The 19,202-nt window shown below is 62.0% G+C and carries 20 protein-coding genes; 6 read left to right on the forward strand and 14 right to left on the reverse strand.

Annotation, left to right across the window (positions count from 1 at the left end):
- Positions 1 to 170: 170 nt before the first annotated feature.
- The gene (locus ACQ4LH_RS06550) at positions 171 to 743 is read left to right on the forward strand and encodes a xanthine phosphoribosyltransferase (protein ID WP_430696478.1); all 573 of its coding nucleotides are present in this window, start codon (positions 171 to 173) and stop codon (positions 741 to 743) included.
- A gap of 12 nt (positions 744 to 755) precedes the next feature.
- On the opposite strand, the gene ACQ4LH_RS06555 is transcribed toward ACQ4LH_RS06550, so the two are convergent.
- The 6 genes from ACQ4LH_RS06555 to dadA form a co-directional block, all read right to left on the reverse strand.
- Positions 756 to 2,885 carry an acetyl-CoA hydrolase/transferase C-terminal domain-containing protein gene (locus ACQ4LH_RS06555; protein ID WP_430696479.1) on the reverse strand — a complete coding sequence of 710 codons (2,130 nt, stop codon included), beginning with the start codon at positions 2,883 to 2,885 and terminating at the stop codon, positions 756 to 758.
- Positions 2,886 to 2,999: 114 nt separating this feature from the next.
- Positions 3,000 to 3,422 carry a c-type cytochrome gene (locus ACQ4LH_RS06560; protein ID WP_430696480.1) on the reverse strand — a complete coding sequence of 141 codons (423 nt, stop codon included), beginning with the start codon at positions 3,420 to 3,422 and terminating at the stop codon, positions 3,000 to 3,002.
- Positions 3,423 to 3,532: 110 nt separating this feature from the next.
- The gene (locus tag ACQ4LH_RS06565) at positions 3,533 to 4,081 is read right to left on the reverse strand and encodes a cupin domain-containing protein (protein WP_430696481.1); all 549 of its coding nucleotides are present in this window, start codon (positions 4,079 to 4,081) and stop codon (positions 3,533 to 3,535) included.
- A gap of 102 nt (positions 4,082 to 4,183) precedes the next feature.
- Entirely contained in the window at positions 4,184 to 5,257 is a 1,074-nt protein-coding gene (alr, locus tag ACQ4LH_RS06570; protein WP_430696482.1) for an alanine racemase, read from the reverse strand.
- Positions 5,258 to 5,346: 89 nt separating this feature from the next.
- A complete protein-coding gene (locus ACQ4LH_RS06575; protein ID WP_090250506.1) occupies positions 5,347 to 5,697 on the reverse strand; it encodes a RidA family protein in 351 nt (116 codons plus the stop codon).
- Positions 5,672 to 6,970 carry a D-amino acid dehydrogenase gene (gene dadA, locus ACQ4LH_RS06580; RefSeq protein WP_430696483.1) on the reverse strand — a complete coding sequence of 433 codons (1,299 nt, stop codon included), beginning with the start codon at positions 6,968 to 6,970 and terminating at the stop codon, positions 5,672 to 5,674. Before dadA ends, ACQ4LH_RS06575 begins: the two co-directional genes overlap by 26 nt.
- A gap of 155 nt (positions 6,971 to 7,125) precedes the next feature.
- Here dadA and dadR point away from each other — a divergent pair, with 155 nt between their 5' ends.
- Positions 7,126 to 7,614: a transcriptional regulator DadR gene (gene dadR, locus ACQ4LH_RS06585; protein ID WP_090250512.1), complete on the forward strand. Its 489-nt coding sequence runs from the start codon at positions 7,126 to 7,128 to the stop codon at positions 7,612 to 7,614.
- Here dadR and ACQ4LH_RS06590 read toward each other — a convergent pair.
- Positions 7,611 to 7,964 carry a YkgJ family cysteine cluster protein gene (locus tag ACQ4LH_RS06590; RefSeq protein ID WP_430696484.1) on the reverse strand — a complete coding sequence of 118 codons (354 nt, stop codon included), beginning with the start codon at positions 7,962 to 7,964 and terminating at the stop codon, positions 7,611 to 7,613. The two genes, dadR and ACQ4LH_RS06590, sit on opposite strands and share 4 nt — an antisense overlap.
- Positions 7,965 to 8,139: 175 nt before the next feature.
- On the opposite strand from ACQ4LH_RS06590, the gene ACQ4LH_RS06595 reads away from it, so the two are divergent.
- The gene (locus tag ACQ4LH_RS06595) at positions 8,140 to 9,465 is read left to right on the forward strand and encodes an NAD(P)/FAD-dependent oxidoreductase (RefSeq protein ID WP_430696485.1); all 1,326 of its coding nucleotides are present in this window, start codon (positions 8,140 to 8,142) and stop codon (positions 9,463 to 9,465) included.
- 43 nt (positions 9,466 to 9,508) lie between these two features.
- Here the strand turns inward: ACQ4LH_RS06595 and ACQ4LH_RS06600 are convergent, their stop codons facing one another.
- Entirely contained in the window at positions 9,509 to 9,754 is a 246-nt protein-coding gene (locus tag ACQ4LH_RS06600) for a DUF1127 domain-containing protein (protein WP_430696549.1), read from the reverse strand.
- A 182-nt stretch (positions 9,755 to 9,936) separates the two neighbouring features.
- Between ACQ4LH_RS06600 and ACQ4LH_RS06605 the strand changes: the two genes are divergently transcribed.
- Positions 9,937 to 11,379 carry a PLP-dependent aminotransferase family protein gene (locus ACQ4LH_RS06605; RefSeq protein WP_430696486.1) on the forward strand — a complete coding sequence of 481 codons (1,443 nt, stop codon included), beginning with the start codon at positions 9,937 to 9,939 and terminating at the stop codon, positions 11,377 to 11,379.
- A gap of 5 nt (positions 11,380 to 11,384) precedes the next feature.
- Here the strand turns inward: ACQ4LH_RS06605 and ACQ4LH_RS06610 are convergent, their stop codons facing one another.
- The 3 genes from ACQ4LH_RS06610 to ACQ4LH_RS06620 form a co-directional block, all read right to left on the reverse strand.
- Positions 11,385 to 12,341, reverse strand: a complete 957-nt coding sequence (locus tag ACQ4LH_RS06610; RefSeq protein WP_430696487.1) for a DUF4892 domain-containing protein — start codon at positions 12,339 to 12,341, stop codon at positions 11,385 to 11,387.
- 99 nt (positions 12,342 to 12,440) lie between these two features.
- Positions 12,441 to 13,589 (reverse strand): MFS transporter, encoded by a 1,149-nt coding sequence (locus tag ACQ4LH_RS06615; protein WP_430696488.1) that lies wholly within the window; start codon positions 13,587 to 13,589, stop codon positions 12,441 to 12,443.
- A gap of 239 nt (positions 13,590 to 13,828) precedes the next feature.
- Positions 13,829 to 15,322 carry an aldehyde dehydrogenase gene (locus ACQ4LH_RS06620; protein WP_275960227.1) on the reverse strand — a complete coding sequence of 498 codons (1,494 nt, stop codon included), beginning with the start codon at positions 15,320 to 15,322 and terminating at the stop codon, positions 13,829 to 13,831.
- A 251-nt stretch (positions 15,323 to 15,573) separates the two neighbouring features.
- Here ACQ4LH_RS06620 and ACQ4LH_RS06625 point away from each other — a divergent pair, with 251 nt between their 5' ends.
- Positions 15,574 to 15,939 (forward strand): cupin domain-containing protein, encoded by a 366-nt coding sequence (locus tag ACQ4LH_RS06625; RefSeq protein ID WP_339523654.1) that lies wholly within the window; start codon positions 15,574 to 15,576, stop codon positions 15,937 to 15,939.
- Between the two features lie 203 nt (positions 15,940 to 16,142).
- On the opposite strand, the gene rpmG is transcribed toward ACQ4LH_RS06625, so the two are convergent.
- Positions 16,143 to 16,298 (reverse strand): 50S ribosomal protein L33, encoded by a 156-nt coding sequence (gene rpmG, locus ACQ4LH_RS06630; protein ID WP_022960960.1) that lies wholly within the window; start codon positions 16,296 to 16,298, stop codon positions 16,143 to 16,145.
- 10 nt (positions 16,299 to 16,308) lie between these two features.
- The gene (rpmB, locus tag ACQ4LH_RS06635) at positions 16,309 to 16,545 is read right to left on the reverse strand and encodes a 50S ribosomal protein L28 (RefSeq protein ID WP_090240685.1); all 237 of its coding nucleotides are present in this window, start codon (positions 16,543 to 16,545) and stop codon (positions 16,309 to 16,311) included.
- A 345-nt stretch (positions 16,546 to 16,890) separates the two neighbouring features.
- Between rpmB and ACQ4LH_RS06640 the strand changes: the two genes are divergently transcribed.
- The gene (locus ACQ4LH_RS06640; protein WP_430696489.1) at positions 16,891 to 18,480 is read left to right on the forward strand and encodes an ABC transporter substrate-binding protein; all 1,590 of its coding nucleotides are present in this window, start codon (positions 16,891 to 16,893) and stop codon (positions 18,478 to 18,480) included.
- Here ACQ4LH_RS06640 and radC read toward each other — a convergent pair.
- On the reverse strand, positions 18,477 to 19,151 hold the full coding sequence (gene radC, locus ACQ4LH_RS06645) for a RadC family protein (protein WP_430696490.1): 675 nt from the start codon (positions 19,149 to 19,151) through the stop codon (positions 18,477 to 18,479). The two genes, ACQ4LH_RS06640 and radC, sit on opposite strands and share 4 nt — an antisense overlap.
- Between the last annotated feature and the right edge of the window lie 51 nt (positions 19,152 to 19,202).

Genomic DNA, 19,202 nt, shown 5'->3' on the forward strand with positions numbered 1-19,202 from the left:
GAATGGAGGCAACCAAGGATGGCAGGCCATAAAAAATGACCGGAGTCATTTTTAACGTCGCTTGCGACGGCCCGCAGGGTGGCCGCCAGGGATGGCAGGCCATAAAGAAATAGACTTGTTCAGTAGCCCGACGCAGAGCGGGCAGCACATCACTTAATGAGGGTTACCGCGTGGAAGCGCTAAAACAGAAGATTCGCGACGAAGGCACCGTGCTCTCAGAGCATGTGCTCAAGGTCGATGCCTTTCTCAATCACCAGATCGACCCCAAGCTGATGCAGCAGATCGGCCATGAGTTTGCCCAGCGCTTTGCCGGGCAGAACATCACCAAGATCGTCACCATCGAAGCCTCGGGCATCGCCCCGGCGGTGATGGCCGGCCTGGAGCTGGGCGTGCCAGTGATCTTCGCGCGCAAGTACCAGTCGCTGACGCTTAAGGACGATCTGTATATCTCCAAGGTGTTTTCCTTCACCAAGCAGACCGAAAGCACCCTGGCCATTTCAGCCAAGCACTTGAACGCCAAGGATCATGTGCTGCTGATCGACGACTTCCTGGCCAACGGCCATGCCGCCCGCGCCCTGATCGACCTGATCGGCCAGGCCGGCGCGAGTGTTGCCGGTATCGGTGTGGTGATCGAGAAGTCCTTCCAGCGCGGCCGCGCCGAGCTGGATGCGCAGGGCTACCGTGTCGAGTCGCTGGCGCGTATCGGCTCGCTCAAGGATGGTCAGGTCAGCTTTCTCGACTAAGCCCGCAACGCCTCAGCCGGTGGCCCGCAAGCCGGCCAACAGCAGGCGCCGTTGCACACGCTGGCGCAGCCCCTTCGGCTGGGTCAGTGCCATGCGCTGCAGGTGCGCGCTGTATGCGCCGGGCGCTGGCGCGCGCAGCACTGCAGCGGCCAACTCCAGGGCACAGGCGAATCTCAGTTTGCTCTTCAGCCAACTCAACGCGCGCAACAGATCACGCTCCTCGTTATCGAAATCACAGCCCAAGGGGTATTCGGCGAACAGTCCTGGATGACGGTTCTGCACCGCCTGCAAGCGCCCGGGCAGGTTGTCGGCGAAACGCGGATCTAGGCGGAAATCCTTGGGCAACTTGCCGGCCCGTTGCGCCTGCTCGATCAAGCCCGGCTGAAAGCGCGAGTCGCTGATACTGAGCAGCGCTTCTATCACCTGGGAGTCGGTCTTGCCGCGCAGATCGGCGATGCCGTATTCGGTCACCACCATGTCGCGCAGGTGCCGTGGAATGGTGGCATGGCCATAGTCCCAGACGATATTCGAGCTGATCTGGGTGCCCGCCTGGCGCCAGCTACGCAACAGCAGAATCGAGCGTGCGCCCTGCAAGGCATGGCTCTGGGCAACGAAGTTGTATTGCCCACCAACGCCGCTGAGCACTCGTCCGTCTTCCAGCTGATCAGCCACCCCGGCGCCCAGCAAGGTCATGGTGAAGGCGGTGTTGATAAAGCGTGCATCGCGGCGCTGCAAACGCTTGAGCGCTTCCTGGTTATGCAGCTCGTTGATAAAGCAGATGCCCGTCATGGCAAAGCGCTCCAACTGCGCTGCGCTCAATTCGCACAGGCGTTGGTAAAAGGCTTGCGGCCCGAGAAAGAAGCCGCCGTGTAGCACCACGCCGCCGCGCGCCCGTCCCAGGTGCTGCTGCAATACCTGCTGGGTGTGCGCATCGCGAAGGTCGCTCAACAGCTGTTGCCCGTCGGGCATTAGCAGGCGGCCCTCGGCCCAGCAAATGCTTTCGGCCAGCAAACCGCTGGCCTGCAACCCTTGCAGCGCTTGGGCATCCAGTTGCGGCGCGAGGCCGGCATCGAGCAGGGCCTGCAGGCTGCGCGGCAACCCCTGATCATCCAACGCACCGCCAGAGGCCAGCTGCTGCAGATGCAATTCGGGGTATACCGGACGGCGCACGATGCCGGCATCGGCCAAGGCCAGCAGACCATTGACGAACATCTCGCTGCAGCCGTACAGGCCCTCGCTAAATGGCTGCAAGCCGCCATCTTTAGCGATTTCGGGGGCCCAATGAATGGTGCAACGCAGTTCATCCAGCAGCGCCCGATACGCCTGGTTATCCGCCTGGCGCGCGAGCAAGGCCGCGGTCAGCGCATCGCCCATGGCGCCGATGCCGATCTGCAGCGTGCCGCCGTCGCGCACCAGGGCGCTGGCATGCAGGCCGATGCAGTGATCCTGCAGGGTGACCGGCATATTCGGTGTGGAGAACAGCGTGCTGCAGTCCTCTTCCAACACGTGCAGGTCGAAGCTGCGCCGCGATACTTCGGCATCGCCGGCCATGTAAGGCAGCGCGCTGTGTACCTGGGCCAGGCACAGAATGGTTTCACCGGCGGCGCGGCGCTGCTCCAGCAGCGGCAGCAGATCCAGGGTGATATCCGGGTTGCAGCTGAGGCTGAAATGCTCCGGACGCTGCGGGTCCTGGGCGACCAGTTGGGCAAGCAGGTTCAGGCCTTTGTCATTCAGGTCGCGGGCAACATGGCTGTAATTGCTGCTGATGTAGTTCTGCTGCGTCGTCGCGCTGTCGAGCAGGCTGCCCGGCTGCAGGAAGAACTGCTCGACGCGCACGTTGGCCGGCAAGGTATCGCGCTGCAGGTCCGCGAGAAAATCCAGCTCGGGATAATCGCCATAGATACGCTCGACAAACGGCTCAAGCAGGCGGCTCGGCAAACCCGCAGCGGCCCGTGGGCGGCCCAGACATAGCGCGGTGTAGATGGTCAGCTGACGCTGCGGCAGTTGCTTGATCCGCACGTAAAGTGCGTTGACCCACTGATTCGGCTTGCCCAGCCCCAGAGGCAGGCCAAGGTGAATAGGGCCGTCGATGGCGCTGAGGACGTGGTCGACCGCCTGCTCGATGGAACACGTCTTCGTCATCGGGTTCTCTCCTGGCATCGGGAACGGGGCTCTCGCCCATTATTGCCGCAACGCCGCGCCAGAACGAAAAAGCCGCCCTGGCAGGCGGCTTTTTCTACAGCTTTCAGCGAATGCTTACAGGCCGGACATCTTCTGGATTGCGCCACGCAGCTCGTCATCCGAGCAATCGGCGCAGGTGCCTTTCGGCGGCATGGCGTTGATGCCGGCAATCGCGGTTTTCAGGATACCGTCGATACCACCTTCTTTATCAGCACGTGCCTTCCAGGCTGCGGTGTCGCCAATTTTCGGCGCACCCAGAATACCCGGGGTGTGGCAGGCACCGCAGTGCTTGGTGATGATGTCATCGGCAGTACGCGCACCGCCGCCAGCAGCAACGGCTACAGCACCTACGCCCTTGCACTCTTCACCCATTACGCAGACTTGACCTACCGGCTTCAGTCGCTCGGCAATGGCTTCGTCGGTCGTGGCTTGAGCAGTCACTGCCCACAGGGCCAATACGGTAGCCGGTGCTACCAGGAGCTTTTTAATCAGGTTCACGGTACACCCTCTTCGTGGCTAGTCACGCTCGCGGCCACGGTTTCGCGAGCGGGCGTCAGTATAACGGCAAGCTGCTGCCGCCGAAACAACCCATATTGTCGCAGGGTTATTTAGAAATTGGCCGGCGTAGTCGCGCTGATCAGCCGTGCGGGTTGCTCGAACGGATTGCGGAAACGGTGCGGTTTGCTGCTCTCGAAGTAGTAGCTGTCGCCCGGCTCGAGGATAAAAACCTCGTCGCCCACGGTCAGCTCCAGCTTGCCTTCGACCAGCATGCCGGCCTCTTCACCTTCGTGGGCGTACATCTCGTCGCCGGTGTCGGTGCCGCTGGGGTAGGTTTCATCAAGAAAGGCAATGGCTCGGGTCGGATGCGCCTTGCCCACCAGCTTCATGGTGATGGCCCCGCTGCAGATATCGGTGAGTTCGGCGGCGCGATAGACCACCTGGGCCTGGCTATCCTGCTCCACATCCAGGGAGAAGAACTCCACCAGTGACATGGGGATACCCGCCAACACCTTTTTCAACGAACTGATCGAAGGGCTTACGCTGTTCTTCTCGATCATCGAAATGGTGCTGTTGGTGACGCCCGCCCGCTTGGCGAGTTCACGCTGGGAAAGGCCTTTGAGTTTGCGAATGGATTGCAGTCGAACACCGACGTCCAATGCTGGAGTCCCCCTTGGGATAGATACGGAAAAGTCGCCGTATCATGGCATAGCGTTCGGAATTTACAACACTCGCGTTCAAACTCGTCTACAGCGCTGCAGTTAACCCCCAAGATAGAGCAGCGGCGCCCGCCGCAGGTTGCAGAATAACTGGTAGGGAATGCTGCCGGCCTGGGCGGCCACGTCGCTGGCCAGCACCTGTTTACCCCAGAGTTCGACACGGCTGCCCAGGCCCGCTTGTGGCAGATCGGTCAGGTCTACGGTGAGCATGTCCATCGACACGCGGCCGATCAGGCGGGTCAGTTGGCCGTCCACCGCCACTGGCGTACCGGTCGGCGCGTGACGCGGATAGCCGTCGGCATAACCCATGGCGACCACGCCAACGCGGGTCGGCCGCTCGCTGACAAAGCGCGCGCCATAGCCCACCGGCTCGCCGGCCGGCAGTTCGCGCACGCTGATGATCTTCGATTCCAGGGTCATCACCGGCTGTAGGCGTGCTGCCACGGCCTGCGCCTGTTCGAACGGACTGGCGCCGTAAAGCATTATGCCGGGGCGCACCCAGTCACTGGGTACGCTAGGCCAACCCAATACGGCTGGCGAATTGCGCAGGCTAACCTCAGCGACAATGCCCTGGCGCGCCTGCTGGAAAACCTCCAACTGCTCATCACTGCGCGGGCAATCCAGTTCATCGGCGCGGGCGAAGTGGCTCATCAACACGATTTTTGCCACCTTGCCGCTGGCCAGCAGGCGCTGGTAGGCAGTCTGATAATCGGCCGGGTGCAGGCCGACGCGGTGCATGCCGCTGTCCATCTTCAGCCATACCGTCAGCGGGCCACGAACAGTGCTGCGCTCAATTGCCTCCAACTGCCACAGCGAATGGACCACGCACCACAGCTCGTGCTGCTCGATCAGCGGCAATTCGTCGGCCTCGAAAAAACCTTCCAGCAACAGAATCGGCCCGCGAATGCCGGCCTCGCGCAGTTGCAGCGCTTCCTCGATACAGGCCACGGCAAAACCATCGGCCTGCTCCTGCAACGCCTGCGCACAACGCACCGCGCCATGGCCGTAGGCATCCGCCTTGATCACTGCCAGGGCGCGTGCGCCGCTGACTTCACGGGCCAGTTGGTAGTTGTGACGCAAGGCTTGCAGATCAATCAGTGCACGGGCAGGACGCATGATGTTCTCGGCTATCAGCAGTTTTCAGGTTATAAAAAAGCCCGGTGTGATGGCCGGGCAAACACTTATCGCAAACGGGATGGGCCGATTTACAGGGCGGCCACGATCATCATTTCCACCAGCACCTCAGGCTTGTACATCTTCGCCTCGACGCAGGCCCGCGCGGGTGCAGCACCAGGCGCGACCCAAGCATCCCAGACCTGATTAAGCCCGGCATAGTCGCGATCCATGTCCTTCAGGTAGATGGTCACGGAGAGGATCTTCGACTTGTCGCTGCCGGCCTCAGCCAGCATGCGGTCGGTGTTGGCCAGGGTTTCGCGGGTTTGCTGCACGATGTCGCCGCTGTAGTCGTCCGCCAGCTGGCCGGCCAGGTAGACCGTGCCGTTATGGATGACGATTTCGCTGTAACGGCTTTCAGTGTGCAGGCGCTGTACTGACATGCTTATGACTCTCCAGGGAACGGCTGTAACGGGAAATATCCAGACCTTCGGCGCTGATCTGCGGGCGCTTTTTCGCCATCAGGTCGGCAAGCAGGCGACCGGAGCCGCAGGCCATGGTCCAGCCCAGTGTGCCGTGACCGGTGTTGAGGAACAAATTACGCAAGCCGGTGGCACCGACAATCGGCGTGCCGTCCGGGGTGGCCGGACGCAGGCCGGTCCAGAACTCGGCCTGGCTCAGATCGCCGCCTTGCGGGTAGAGATCGGCGGTGATCATTTCCAGGGTGGCGCGGCGACGCGGGTTGAGGCTCAGGTCGAAGCCAGCAATTTCCGCCATGCCGCCGACGCGGATGCGGTTGTCGAAACGGGTGATCGCCACCTTGTAGGTTTCATCGAGGATCGTCGAGGTCGGCGCCATCGCCACATTGGTGATTGGCACGGTCAGCGAGTAACCCTTGAGCGGGTACACCGGTGCCTTGATGCCCAACGGCTTGAGCAGTTGCGGGCTGAAGCTGCCGAGCGCCAGCACGTAGCGGTCGGCGGTTTCCAGCTTGCCGTCGATCCACACGCCATTGACCCGATCACCCACGGCGTCGATGCGCTGAATGTCCTGACCGAAGCGGAACTCCACCCCCAGCGCCTTGGCCATCTCGGCCAGTTTGGTGGTGAACAGCTGGCAATCGCCAGTCTGGTCGTTGGGCAGACGCAGCGCGCCGGCCAGTTTGTCGGTAACGGCGGCCAGGGCCGGCTCAACGCGGGCAATGCCAGCGCGGTCGAGCACTTCATAAGGCACACCGGATTGCTGCAGCACGGCGATGTCTTTCGCCGCGTTGTCCAGCTGCGCCTGGGTGCGGAACAGCTGGGTGGTGCCCAGGCTGCGGCCTTCATAGGCGATGCCGGTTTCCGCACGCAGCTCGTCGAGGCAGTCGCGGCTGTACTCGGACAGACGCACCATGCGCTCCTTGTTCACCGCGTAACGGCTGGCGGTGCAGTTGCGCAGCATCTGCGCCATCCACAGGTATTGGTCGATATCGGCGGTGGCCTTGATCGCCAGCGGCGCATGTTTTTGCAGCAGCCACTTGATCGCTTTCAGCGGCACGCCCGGCGCAGCCCAAGGCGAGGCGTAGCCAGGGGACACCTGGCCGGCGTTGGCGAAGCTGGTTTCCATGGCCGGGGCGCTCTGCCGATCGACCACCACCACTTCAAAGCCCTGACGCGCCAGGTAATACGCACTGGCTGTACCAATCACACCGCTACCGAGAACTAAAACCCGCATGCCGCTCTCCTCGCCGCGACAATGCGCGACGGATAATTCCTGAGATCACAATTGAGCGCAGTATAGGAAGAGATCAGCAGTGCTTTTCACTATATAAATAGCTATATTTGGCGACAATTCTTGGCAAAATCGCCTTCTACAGAGGGGTATCCACCGTGCGCACCCAACATCAGAGCCGCCGCGAACTGGACAAGATCGACCGCAATATCCTGCGCATCCTGCAGGAAGACGGGCGTATCAGCTTTACCGAACTGGGCGAGCGGGTCGGTCTGTCGACTACGCCCTGCACCGAGCGCGTACGCCGCCTGGAGCGTGAAGGCATCATCATGGGCTACCACGCCCGGCTCAACCCGCAGCAGCTCAAGGCCAGCCTGTTGGTGTTTGTCGAGATCAGCCTGGACTATAAGTCCGGCGATACCTTCGAGGAGTTCCGCCGCGCGGTGCTCAAGCTGCCGCACGTGCTCGAATGCCACCTGGTGTCCGGCGACTTCGACTACCTGGTGAAGGCGCGGATCAACGAGATGGCCAGCTACCGCAAGCTGCTCGGCGACATCCTGCTCAAGCTGCCGCACGTGCGTGAGTCGAAGAGCTATATCGTGATGGAAGAAGTGAAAGAGAGCCTGAGCCTGCCGATTGCCGACTAGACCAGTACCTGGCGCGTGGTAGCGATCAGCTGATGCACCTGCTTTGCCACCGCTGGCTCGATCATCTGCTCCGGGCCCTGACCACGCGGGCATGGCAAGCTCGGCGTGGTGCCGAACAGCCTGCAGATCAGCGGGCGCTGGTCATACACCTGACAACCTTGCGGGCCCAGGTGCACGCAATTGAACTCGGCCAGCGCGGCGTCATGCTCGGCATCGCTTTTCACCGGCAGCCGCGACATCTCCTCGGATGAAGCCGTGACCGGGCCACAGCAATCGTGGCAGCCGGGCACGCAGGCAAAACTGGGAATCTGCAAACGCAGCTGGTCGATCTTGCGGCTGGTGCAACTCATCGGCAACGCTCGGAAAAATACCCGCGCATGTTAACCGCCAGCCTCCGCCCTGCGCCGGTAAACGACGACCGGCAACCGGGAAAAACAGTTTTTACCGCCGCCCCTCTTGGCTAGTGGCAAGTCCCGCGCTTATCCTGCGTCAAATTTTAACAACACCTAAAACAGGATTTCGCACATGAACGCCCGCGTTCACCAGCCGCAACAGCACGCCGTGCACAGTGATCAGCACGCTCCCTCCTACTACGCCGCCACTGCCAACCAGCAGCTGGCCTACCCGCCGCTGGCGGGTGAGGAGCTGGCTGATGTGTGCATTGTCGGTGGCGGGTTCTCCGGCCTGAACGCCGCTATTGAGCTGGCCCAAAAGGGCTTCTCGGTGGCGCTGGTGGAGGCGCACCAAATCGGCTGGGGCGCCAGCGGGCGCAATGGCGGGCAGCTGATTCGCGGCGTCGGCCATGGCGTTGAGCAGTTTGAATCGGTGATCGGCCGGGAAGGCGTGCGGTCTATCAAGCTGATGGGGCTGGAAGCGGTGGAAATCGTTCGCCGTCGGGTCGAACAGTTCAATATCGACTGCGACCTGACCTGGGGCTACTGCGACCTGGCCAACAAACCCAGCCACCTCGCCGACTTCGCCGAAGACATGGCCGAGCTCAAGCAGCTGGGTTATCGCCACGAATTGCGCCTGCTGCAACCGGAACAGATGCACGAAGTGGTCGGTTCCAACCGCTATGTCGGCGGCATGATCGACATGGGTTCCGGCCACCTGCACCCGCTTAACCTGGCCCTCGGCGAGGCAGCTGCCGCCGCATCGCTCGGCGTAAAGCTGTTCGAACATTCGGCAGTCACGCATATCGACTACGGCCCGCACGTGACGGTGCATACCGCCAAGGGCAAGGTGCGCGCCAAAACTCTGGTGCTGGCCTGCAACGCTTACCTCAATGGCCTCAATAGCAAGCTGGGCGGCAAGGTGCTGCCTGCCGGCAGCTACGTGATCGCCACCGAGCCGCTGTCCGCAGCCGAGGCGCAGGCGATCATTCCGCAGAACATGGCGCTGTGTGACCAGCGCGTAACAGTCGATTACTTCCGCCGATCCGCCGACAACCGCCTGTTGTTCGGTGGCGCCTGCCACTACTCGGGCCGCGACCCAGCGGACATCGCCGCCTATATGCGGCCAAAGATGCTGGCGGTGTTCCCCCATCTCGCCGACGTGAAGATCGACTACCAGTGGGGCGGCATGATCGGTATCGGTGCCAATCGCCTGCCGCAGATCGGCCGACTCAAAGAGCACAACAACGTGTTCTACGCCCAGGCCTACGCCGGCCACGGCGTGAATGCCACCCACCTGGCCGGCAAGCTGCTGGCTGAAGCCATAAGCGGCCAGCAAGGTGGCGGCTTCGAGCTATTCGACAAGGTGCCGCATATGACCTTCCCCGGCGGCAAACACCTGCGCTCACCACTCCTCGCACTGGGCATGCTCTGGCATCGGCTGAAAGAGCTGGTCTGATCGCCCTACGCAGCAGGCCGCAAAAGCCTGCTGCGCACTCCCCTCACAGCTTCCAGAACGGCAGAAAAGCCTCGCGCCTGGCCTGTTCGCGGCCAAGCCCGACATCCTTGAGCTGCTCATCAGTCAGCGTCAGCAGCGCCCGCCGCGTTGTCAGACGCAGCCAGAACGCGCCCCAACGGCCTACAGCTGGCTTAGCCGCGCCCACCCGAGCATACAGATGCCCGCCAGCGGACTCTTGCTGCAACTCGCCTGATTTCATTGTCAGCCTGACATCACTTAAACCGTTCATCGCCTGCTCCTGCCCGTAAGCCTGATGGGAGATCATGATGAGTGACGCGGAAAAAGCATGACAGATCCAAAAATGTACTTTTAAATCCATACAGATTTCAGCTAACAGACTCTGAATGGTGGATTTATCGCCAATCTGTACTGGCTTAGTGCAATACACAGAGAAACCGCGAGGCAACTGTTATGACGCTTTACGTCAACCTGGCCGAATTGCTCGGCGCGCGGATTGAGCAGGGCCTCTATCGGCCCGGTGATCGCCTGCCCTCTGTGCGCGCCCTGAGCCTGGAACATGGCGTCAGCCTGAGTACGGTGCAGCAAGCCTATCGCCACCTGGAAGATCAGGGCCTGGCCATACCCAAGCCGAAGTCCGGCTACTTTGTGCCGCAATCCCGCCACCAGCCGGCGCTGCCCATGGTCAGCCGCATGGCCCAGCGCCCCGTGGATGTATCGCAGTGGGATCAAGTGCTGGAGCTAATCAGCCGCTCACCGGGACAAGAGGGTCTGCTGCAACTCGGTCGCGGCCGCCCGGATATCGACAGCCCGACGCTCAAGCCGCTGCTGCGTTCGCTGTCGCGCCTGAGCCGCCGCCAGGACGCAACCAGCCTGACCTACGGCTGCATTTACGGCCACCTGGGTATGCGTGAGCAGATTTCGCGACTGATGCTCGACTCCGGCTGCAGTCTGTCGCCCGAGGAAATCATCGTCACCACCGGTTGCCACGAAGCGCTCTCGGCGGCGATTCGTGCGGTGTGCGAGCCGGGCGATATCGTTGCGGTCGACTCACCGAGCTTTCACGGCGTGATGCAGGCGCTCAAGGGCTTCGGCATGAAGGCGCTGGAACTGCCCACCGACCCGATCACCGGGATCAGCCTGGAAGCCCTGGAGCTGGCACTCGAGCAATGGCCGATCAAGGCCATCCAGCTGACCCCGACCTGCAACAACCCGCAGGGCTACATCATGCCCGAGGCCAACAAGCGCGCCCTGCTCGCCCTGGCGCAGCGCTATGACGTGGCGATTATCGAAGATGACGTTTACGGCGACCTGGCCTACAGCTACCCGCGCCCACGCAGCATCAAATCCTACGACGAAGATGGTCGCGTGCTGCTCTGCAGTTCGTTTTCCAAAACCCTGGCGCCCGGCCTGCGCATCGGCTGGATTGCCCCCGGCCGCTACCTGGATCGTGTGCTGCACATGAAATACATGGGCACCGGCAGCACGGCTCAGCTACCGCAGCTGGCCATCACCGAATACCTGGAAGCCGGCCACTACGAGCCACATCTACGCCGCATGCGCGCGCAGTACCAGCGCGGGCGCGACCTGATGATCGACTGGGTCAGCCGCTATTTCCCTGCAGGCACGCGGGTCAGCCGGCCGCAGGGCAGCTTTATGCTGTGGATTGAACTGCCGACAGGCTTCGACAGCCAGCGCCTGAACCGCGAGCTGCTGCAACACGCCATCCAGATCGCCCCCGGCAGCATCTTTTCCGCCGCTGGCAAATACCGTAACTGCCTGCGCATCAACTACGCCGGCAAACCCACCCCGGAGCTTGAACAGGCGATTCGCCAGACCGGCGAATGCGTGGCCGCACTACTGGCCGAGCAGCAGCTAGCACCTGGAGAAGACTGAGCGCGCTACTCAGGCAGCTCAACCAACTCGACCCGACGATTGAGCGCGCGGCCCTCCTCGCTGCGATTGCTGGCCAACGGCGCCGCCATGCCTACGCCCACGGCTGTCAGGCGTTCGCCTGCAATACCATGCTGCTCGGCCAGCGCCTTGACGATGGACTGCGCGCGCCGCTGCGACAGCTCGCGGTTGTAGTCCAGCGCGCCCTTGGCATCGCTGTGACCGACCACCAGCACCTTGAGCGCCGGGCTGGCCTTGAGCAGTTTGGCGATTTCCTCCAGCTGCGCGGCGGAGTCGGCGCGCATGCTGGCCTGATCGAAATCAAAGAAGATCCCGTACAAGGCCACTTTGCCCTTGGCGTCGATATCCGCCTGCATGGCTGGCGCTTCGACCACTACCATGCGCTGCTCCATGGCCTGTAGCTCGAGCACCTCGAGCTGGACCATGCTGCGGCCCTTGTTAGGCCCGCCGCCGGCCTGGTTCAGCACCACATAGAGCGCGGCGTAAACATCACCTTGCGGGCGCGCCAGCTTGGCAAACAGGTAGCGCTGCTGCTGATGGTATTCACGAAAGGGCGCAGTGGTGGTCACCGCATGGTTGAAATTGCGCCCACCGCATTGCTCTCGCTCACAAGCGAAAAGCAGCTCGAATCCAGCGTCTTGCAGGGCCTGCTGGTAGTTGCGCTGCACCTCAAGAGGCGCGCGTTCTGCAGGCGCGCGGTAGGTCAATTGGGTCAGCTTGCCCTCCAGCACCAGGGTCGCCTCGGCATTTTTCGCCAGGCCGCCATAGACCTTGGCCGGAGCACGCAAAAAGGCCTTATCGGTAAACGCCTGAGTGGCATAGCTGATGATTTCCGCACCCTCATAGCGCGGAATCAGTGGGTGATCGCTGCTGCCCGGCAGGTCATCGGCCTGCACACTCAGGGCCCAGACCACGCTCAGGCACAAACCGATAACACTGCGCATAACCTGCCTCCCGCCTTGGCGCAGACCACCGGCGGCCGCACCTGCCAGCAACGCTAGCCGGCAATTGCGGGCTGCGCCACGGCCCCTGCCCAACGGTGTTCAAGCCTTGACCGTCGCTACCTCAGTGAATGCACCGCGCTGAAACGCCAGCCAGACAAACACCGCAGCGCCAATAGCCATCAGTATTGGCAAAGCATGGCCGCTGATCCACTGGCTGGCGGCACCGGTCGACAGCGGCCCGAGCAGACAACCCGCGCCCCAGAGCAGGGCGATATGCGAGTTGGCGCGCACCAGCGCATCGTCGCGATAACGCTGGCCGACCAGAATCAGCGACAGGGTGTACAGGCCGCCTGCGCTGGCGCCAAACAACACCAGCACCGCCCAGATCAGCGGAGTGTGCAGCAATGACGGAATGCTCAGGCTCGACAGCAACAGCACCACTCCACAACAGCGGAATAGCGTTTGCCGTGGCACCCGGTCGGCCATCCAGCCAATCGGCAGCTGCAGCGCAGCATCGCCAACCACCACCGCACTGACCATGATCAACGCCATCTGCTGGGCAAAGCCCTCACGCACCAGGTACACCGGCAACAGCGTTAGCACCATGGCCTCGAAGGCGGCAAACAGTACCACCGCCCAGGCAATCGCCGGCGAAGTGCGGCAGAACGCCAGGATGCCGCGCCCGGACGCACTCTGCGCATTGACCTTGGGCGCCCCATCGCGGCCTAACAACAGCAGGCTGCCGCCCACCAACAGCGCAGCGGAGAACCAGAAGCCGCGGTCACTTTCCGTACCCAGCAGGGTCAGCAGCAGCGGCCCGCACAGCTGACTAAGCGCAAAGCCGGTGCCATACAGCGCCACCAGACGACCACGCAGACGGTCCTCGACCAGCTGATTGATCCAGCTTTCGCCGAGCACAAACACCACGGTCAAGGAGATGCCAATCAGTAAGCGCAGCAGCAGCCACAGCGGATAGCTCGGCATCACGCTAAGCAGTGCAACCGACGCAGCACTAGCCAGCAGGCACAGGCGTAGGGTCTGCGGCGTGCCGAACCAGCCGGCCAGGTGCCCAGTCAGGCGCGCGCCGAGCAACACACCAACGGCCGGCATGCCCGCCATCACGCCAATGGCAAAGGGGCCATAACCCCAGGACTCAAGACGAAACGACACCAGCGGCAACGTCACACCCAGCGCCAGCCCGACGATCACCACCGCCGCGCTGACGGCGAAATAGGTCATCCAATTCATTTTTCTCACTCCATTCCCTGGCCCGCTCGGCACCCGCTACGCAGATGCAAAACGGCCGGGCTCCATAGGGAACCCGGCCGAAATGGGTTTAGTGGCGCCAACCCAATCAATCAAGAGCTACGGGACTAAGGCCAAGCAAGGCGCCCCGGAGCTTTTAATGCTCACGTACTGCAGTACGTGAGCATTAAAAGCGAGGACGCAACGCAGCATGGTCGACGGCCCGAAGGTCGGCGGGAGCGTTACAGTTTGATCCAGGTCGCCTTAATCTCGGTGTACTTGTCGAAGGCATGCAGCGACTTGTCGCGACCGTTGCCGGACTGCTTGAAACCACCGAACGGCGCGGTCATGTCGCCGCCGTCATACTGGTTGACCCACATGCTGCCAACGCGCAGGGCCTTGGCTGCCAGGTGCGCCTTGGACAGGTTGCTGGTCCAGATGGCTGCAGCCAGACCGTAGATGCTGTCGTTGGCGATCTGGATGGCTTCCTCGGTGCTGTCGAACGGAATGACCGTTAACACCGGGCCGAAGATTTCTTCCTGAGCGATGCGCATGGCGTTGTGCGCGTCATCGAAGATGGTCGGCTCAACGTACTGGCCGCCGGTTTCTTCCAGGGTGCGCTTGCCACCGCAGAGCAGCTTGGCCTGATCCTTGTGGCCGGCGTCGATATAGCCGAGCACCGCATTCAGGTGGCCAGCGTCGACCAGTGCGCCGACCTTGGTGTCCGGGTCCAGGGCGTGACCGGCTTTCCAGTCCTGCATGGCTTCCAGCACCATGGGCATAAATGTGTCTTTGATCGAACGCTCCACCAGCAGACGCGAGCCGGCGGTGCACATCTCGCCCTGGTTGAAGCAGATCGCCGCAGCAGCAGCCTCGGCGGCGGCCTTGAGGTCCGGCGCATCGGCGAAGACGATATTCGCGCTCTTGCCGCCGGCCTCCAGCCAGACGCGTTTCATGTTCGATTCGCCAGCGTAGATCATCAGTTGCTTGGCGATCTTGGTCGAACCGGTGAACACCAGGGTGTCGACGTCCATATGCAGCGCCAGGGCCTTGCCGACGGTGTGGCCGTAACCTGGCAGCACGTTGAGCACACCAGCCGGGATTCCGGCATCCAGCGCCAGCTGCGCCATGCGCAGGGCGGTCAGCGGCGATTTTTCGGACGGTTTGACGATCACCGAGTTGCCGGTGGCCAGGGCCGGGCCGAGCTTCCAGGCGGTCATGATCATCGGGAAATTCCACGGCACGATGGCCGCAACGACGCCTACCGGCTCACGGGTCACCAGACCCAATTCGTCATGCGGGGTGGCGGCCACTTCGTCATAGATTTTGTCGACCGCTTCGCCGCTCCAGCGAATCGCCCGCGAGGCACCCGGCACATCGACACCCAGGGCATCGCTGATCGGCTTGCCCATGTCGAGGGTTTCCAGCAGCGCCAGTTCTTCAGCGTGCTGATCCATCAGGTCGGCAAAGCGAATCATCACACGCTTGCGCTGCGCCGGGGCCATACGCGACCAGACGCCAGACTCAAAGGTGGCGCGGGCATCCGCCACGGCCAGCTCGGCATCGGCCAGATCACAGCTGGCCACCAGGCCGAGCAAGCGACCGTCAACCGGGCTGATGCACTCGAAAGTGGCCCCGGAGACAGCGGCGCGGTACTCGCCATGAACAAAGGCACGGCCTTCGATCTTCAGGTTGTTGGCGCGCTGCTCCCAGTCGGCACGAGTCAGGCTAGTCATTCGAACATCCTCTATCGCTAGTAAAGCGCCGCAGGTCGGCCGCACGCGCTGTCAATTATTCTGCATGGGCCTCACGACCCAATCCTGCCGGCAACACTAAACCAGAGGCCTGCACACTTCCAATATTTTTTACAAAAACTGGCAAATCCGCCTTGTTATGTGTGCTTTATTAAACATAGACTGCCGAAATCGCCACCCAACCGACAACAAGTCTGGCCTTAACAGGCGCTCAATCCCTACCGGACATGCTTATGAATATCGAAAAGATCGTCGACTTCGCCACCGCCACTACCACGCCCGAACATTACCGTCCGGCTGCAGAGAAAGTGCTCAAGGGCGACCCCGAGCAAAGTGTGCGCAACCACTACGGTAGCCCGTGCGGTCAATTCAATACGGGAATCTGGGAAGGCGGCGTCGGCCACTGGACCATCAACTACACCGAACACGAGTACTGCGAGATTCTGCAAGGCGTCTCGGTGCTGCGCGACAAGGACGGCAATGCCAAGACCCTGCGCGCGGGCGACCGTTTCGTCATCCCAGCCGGCTTCTCCGGCACCTGGGAAGTGCTGGAGCCGTGCCGCAAGGTCTATGTGATCTTCGAGCAAGCCAGCAACTGATAGCTATTCATGCGTCACCCCTTCGCCCGCCTTGCGCGGGCTTTTTATCGCCTGCCATCCCTGGCGGCCACCCTACGGGCCGTTGCTACGCACCGTTAAGAATGGCCCCGGCCATTTTTTATCGCCCAGGGTTTACCAAGCCAAATCGCAGGCAAGAAAAAGCCCGCTATAAAGCGGGCTTTTTCGGCAAGGAGCCAGATCAATTACTTGATCTTGCCTTCCTTGTACATCACGTGCTTACGCACAACCGGATCGAATTTTTTAATTTCGATTTTGTCCGGAGTGGTGCGCTTGTTTTTGTCGGTAGTGTAGAAGTGACCAGTACCGGCACTCGAGATCAAACGGATCAATTCACGCATGACTTTCTCCTTAAACCTTTTCGCCGCGAGCGCGCAGCTCGGACAGAACGACGTCAATACCACGCTTGTCGATGCAACGCATGCCTTTGGCAGAAACGCGCAGACGCACGAAACGGTTCTCAGACTCGACCCAGAAGCGGTGATGCTGCAGGTTCGGCAGGAAACGACGACGGGTTTTGTTGTTTGCGTGGGAAATGTTATTCCCGGTTACCGGACCCTTACCGGTAACTTGACAGACTCTCGACATGCCTCAGCCCTCTAAAACCACATGCCCAACCCGGCATGGGTTGGCCGCTAATATTCAATCTTGGCGCGCAGCGCCGCGTATCTCGAGGGTCTTACCGGCCGTACCTGAAAGCGCAAGAACCGGGCCCCTACAAAAGAGCGCTGCTTTATACCAGAAAGACCCCAGTGCAACAAGGTTAAACGTACTTTACCAGGCAAAGACCAGCCCGCAATTCCGGCGCCCAGGCCAGCCAGCAACGGCAACAGCGCAGATCGACCGCTCGTCGCCAAGACTGATTGCCCTGCCGCCGGATAATGGCCTAGGGTAAGACCCTCGCCCGCGCGCCTACCTTTTCAGGAGTTTGCCATGCGTCTTGCCACCCTACCGCTGCTGCTCGCCCCGTTACTGGCTCCCGCCCTGGTCCAGGCCAGCACGCTCAGCGTCTGCACGGAGGCCAGCCCGGATGGTTTCGACGTGGTGCAGTACAACTCCCTGACCACCACCAACGCCTCGGCCGACGTGCTGATGAACCGCCTGGTGGATTTTGATGCGCTCAGCGGCACGCTAAAGCCAAGCCTGGCGCAGGCCTGGGAGGTCAGCCCGGACGGCCTGAGCTACAGCTTCACCCTGCGCACGGATGTGAGCTTTCACCAAACCGAGTATTTCACCCCCAGCCGCCTGCTGAATGCCGATGACGTGCTGTTCAGCTTTCAGCGCATGCTCGATCCGGCGCACCCGTGGCACAAGGTCGCCCCCAGTGGTTATCCACACGCCCAGTCGATGCAGCTGCCAAGCCTGATCAAAAGCATCTACAAGACCGGCGAACACAGCCTGCGCTTTAGCCTTAACCGCCCGGATGCGACCTTCCTCGCCACCTTGAGCATGGGCTTCGCCTCTATTTATTCCGCCGAGTACGCCGCGCAACTGCTGGCGGCCGGCACCCCGGAAACGCTCAACAGCCAGCCGATTGGCAGCGGGCCGTTTGTCTTCAAGCGCTTCCAGAAGGACGCCAGCGTGCGTTACAGCGCCAACCCAAGCTACTTCGCGGGCAAACCTGCGGTGGACAACCTGGTGTTCGCCATCACCCCCGACGCGAATGTGCGCCTGCAGAAGCTGCGTCGCGGCGAGTGCCATATCGCCCTGTCGCCGAAACCGCAGGATGTGCAGTCCATCAGCGGCGATAGCAATCTACAGAGCGCGCACACCGCTGCCTTTATGACCGCATTCGTCGGCATCAACAGCCAGCACCCGCCGCTGGATCAGCCCGCCGTGCGCCAGGCGATCAACCTGGCTTTCGATAAGGTCAGCTACCTCAAGGCCGTGTTCGAGAACAGCGCCGAGGCCGCCAACGGCCCCTACCCGCCCAACACCTGGAGCTACGCTAGCGAACTGCCCGGCTACGCCCACGACCCGCAGAAAGCCCGCGACCTGCTCAAGCAGGCCGGCCTGGCCGATGGCTTCAGCACCACCATCTGGACCCGCCCTACCGGCAGCGTGCTCAACCCCAACCCGAGCCTGGGCGCGCAGTTGCTGCAGGCTGACCTCGCCAAAGTCGGCATCAAGGCCGAAATCCGCGTGATCGAATGGGGCGAACTGATTCGCCGCGCCAAAGCCGGCGAGCATGACCTGCTGTTTATGGGCTGGGCCGGTGACAACGGTGATCCGGACAACTTCCTCACCCCGCAGTTTGCCTGCGCCTCGCTCGAATCCGGGCTGAACTTCGCCCGTTATTGCGACCCGCAACTGGACAAGCTGATCGCCGATGGCAAAAGCACCAGCGACCAGACGCAGCGCAGCCGGATATATAAAGAAGCGCAGCAGATCATCCAGCAGCTGGCGCTATGGCTACCGCTGGCCCACCCGACCGCCTACGCACTGACGCGCAAGCAGGTCGAGGGTTATCAGGTCAGCCCATTCGGTCGCCAGGACTTTTCCAAAGTGCGACTGGCACCTTAGAGCCAACCGTACTCGGCCATCGACAGCGGCTCACCGTCGCCGACGATAAAGTGGTCGAGTACGCGCACGTCCACCAGCTCCAACGCCTCTTTCAGGCGACGGGTCAACACCCGATCCGCCTGACTGGGTTCGGCGACACCGGATGGATGGTTATGGGTCAGGATCAGCGCCGCCGCGTTGTGCGCCAACGCGCGCTTGACCACCTGCCGGGGATAGACACTGGCACTGTCGATGGAGCCGTGAAACAGCGCTTCGAACGCCAGCACACGGTGCTTGGCATCGAGAAACAAGCAGCCAAACACCTCATGCGGCTCATGCCGTAGCAGCGCTTTTAGGTAATCACGCACGGCCTGCGGGCTTTCCAGCGCCGAATCGCGGCGCAATTGCTCGGCCAGATGCCGCCGCGCCATCTCCAGCACCGCCTGCAACTGGGCAAACTTGGCCGGCCCCAGGCCCAGACGCTGACTGAACGAAGGCAAATCCGCCTGCAGCAAGGCCCGCAGACTGCCAAAATCACTCAATAGATGGCGCGCCAGGTCCACCGCACTTTGCCCGGCTACACCTGTACGCAGAAAAATCGCCAGCAACTCTGCATCGGTCAGAGTGCCTGCACCCTGCGCCAGCAGCTTTTCCCGCGGACGCTCTGCCGCAGGCCAATCACGAATACTCATCACACCTCCTTGTGTGTGTTACCAGGCGCGGCAAACCGCCGCGCCCGAGTG

This window comes from Pseudomonas peli, from assembly GCF_050563605.1.
GTDB lineage: Bacteria > Pseudomonadota > Gammaproteobacteria > Pseudomonadales > Pseudomonadaceae > Aquipseudomonas > Aquipseudomonas peli_A.

What these genes read in the sequence shown, in the direction of transcription:
- rpmG (WP_022960960.1), bottom strand. Translation starts at nt 16,298, where the DNA reads ATGCGTGAATTGATCCGTTTGATCTCGAGTGCCGGTACTGGTCACTTC.
- ACQ4LH_RS06640 (WP_430696489.1), top strand. Translation starts at nt 16,891, where the DNA reads ATGCGTCTTGCCACCCTACCGCTGCTGCTCGCCCCGTTACTGGCTCCC.
- ACQ4LH_RS06555 (WP_430696479.1), bottom strand. Translation starts at nt 2,885, where the DNA reads ATGACGAAGACGTGTTCCATCGAGCAGGCGGTCGACCACGTCCTCAGC.
- ACQ4LH_RS06620 (WP_275960227.1), bottom strand. Translation starts at nt 15,322, where the DNA reads ATGACTAGCCTGACTCGTGCCGACTGGGAGCAGCGCGCCAACAACCTG.
- rpmB (WP_090240685.1), bottom strand. Translation starts at nt 16,545, where the DNA reads ATGTCGAGAGTCTGTCAAGTTACCGGTAAGGGTCCGGTAACCGGGAAT.
- alr (WP_430696482.1), bottom strand. Translation starts at nt 5,257, where the DNA reads ATGCGTCCTGCCCGTGCACTGATTGATCTGCAAGCCTTGCGTCACAAC.
- ACQ4LH_RS06600 (WP_430696549.1), bottom strand. Translation starts at nt 9,754, where the DNA reads ATGAACGGTTTAAGTGATGTCAGGCTGACAATGAAATCAGGCGAGTTG.
- dadA (WP_430696483.1), bottom strand. Translation starts at nt 6,970, where the DNA reads ATGCGGGTTTTAGTTCTCGGTAGCGGTGTGATTGGTACAGCCAGTGCG.
- ACQ4LH_RS06605 (WP_430696486.1), top strand. Translation starts at nt 9,937, where the DNA reads ATGACGCTTTACGTCAACCTGGCCGAATTGCTCGGCGCGCGGATTGAG.
- ACQ4LH_RS06590 (WP_430696484.1), bottom strand. Translation starts at nt 7,964, where the DNA reads ATGAGTTGCACCAGCCGCAAGATCGACCAGCTGCGTTTGCAGATTCCC.
- ACQ4LH_RS06575 (WP_090250506.1), bottom strand. Translation starts at nt 5,697, where the DNA reads ATGTCAGTACAGCGCCTGCACACTGAAAGCCGTTACAGCGAAATCGTC.
- ACQ4LH_RS06610 (WP_430696487.1), bottom strand. Translation starts at nt 12,341, where the DNA reads ATGCGCAGTGTTATCGGTTTGTGCCTGAGCGTGGTCTGGGCCCTGAGT.
- ACQ4LH_RS06625 (WP_339523654.1), top strand. Translation starts at nt 15,574, where the DNA reads ATGAATATCGAAAAGATCGTCGACTTCGCCACCGCCACTACCACGCCC.
- ACQ4LH_RS06615 (WP_430696488.1), bottom strand. Translation starts at nt 13,589, where the DNA reads ATGAATTGGATGACCTATTTCGCCGTCAGCGCGGCGGTGGTGATCGTC.
- ACQ4LH_RS06595 (WP_430696485.1), top strand. Translation starts at nt 8,140, where the DNA reads ATGAACGCCCGCGTTCACCAGCCGCAACAGCACGCCGTGCACAGTGAT.
- radC (WP_430696490.1), bottom strand. Translation starts at nt 19,151, where the DNA reads ATGAGTATTCGTGATTGGCCTGCGGCAGAGCGTCCGCGGGAAAAGCTG.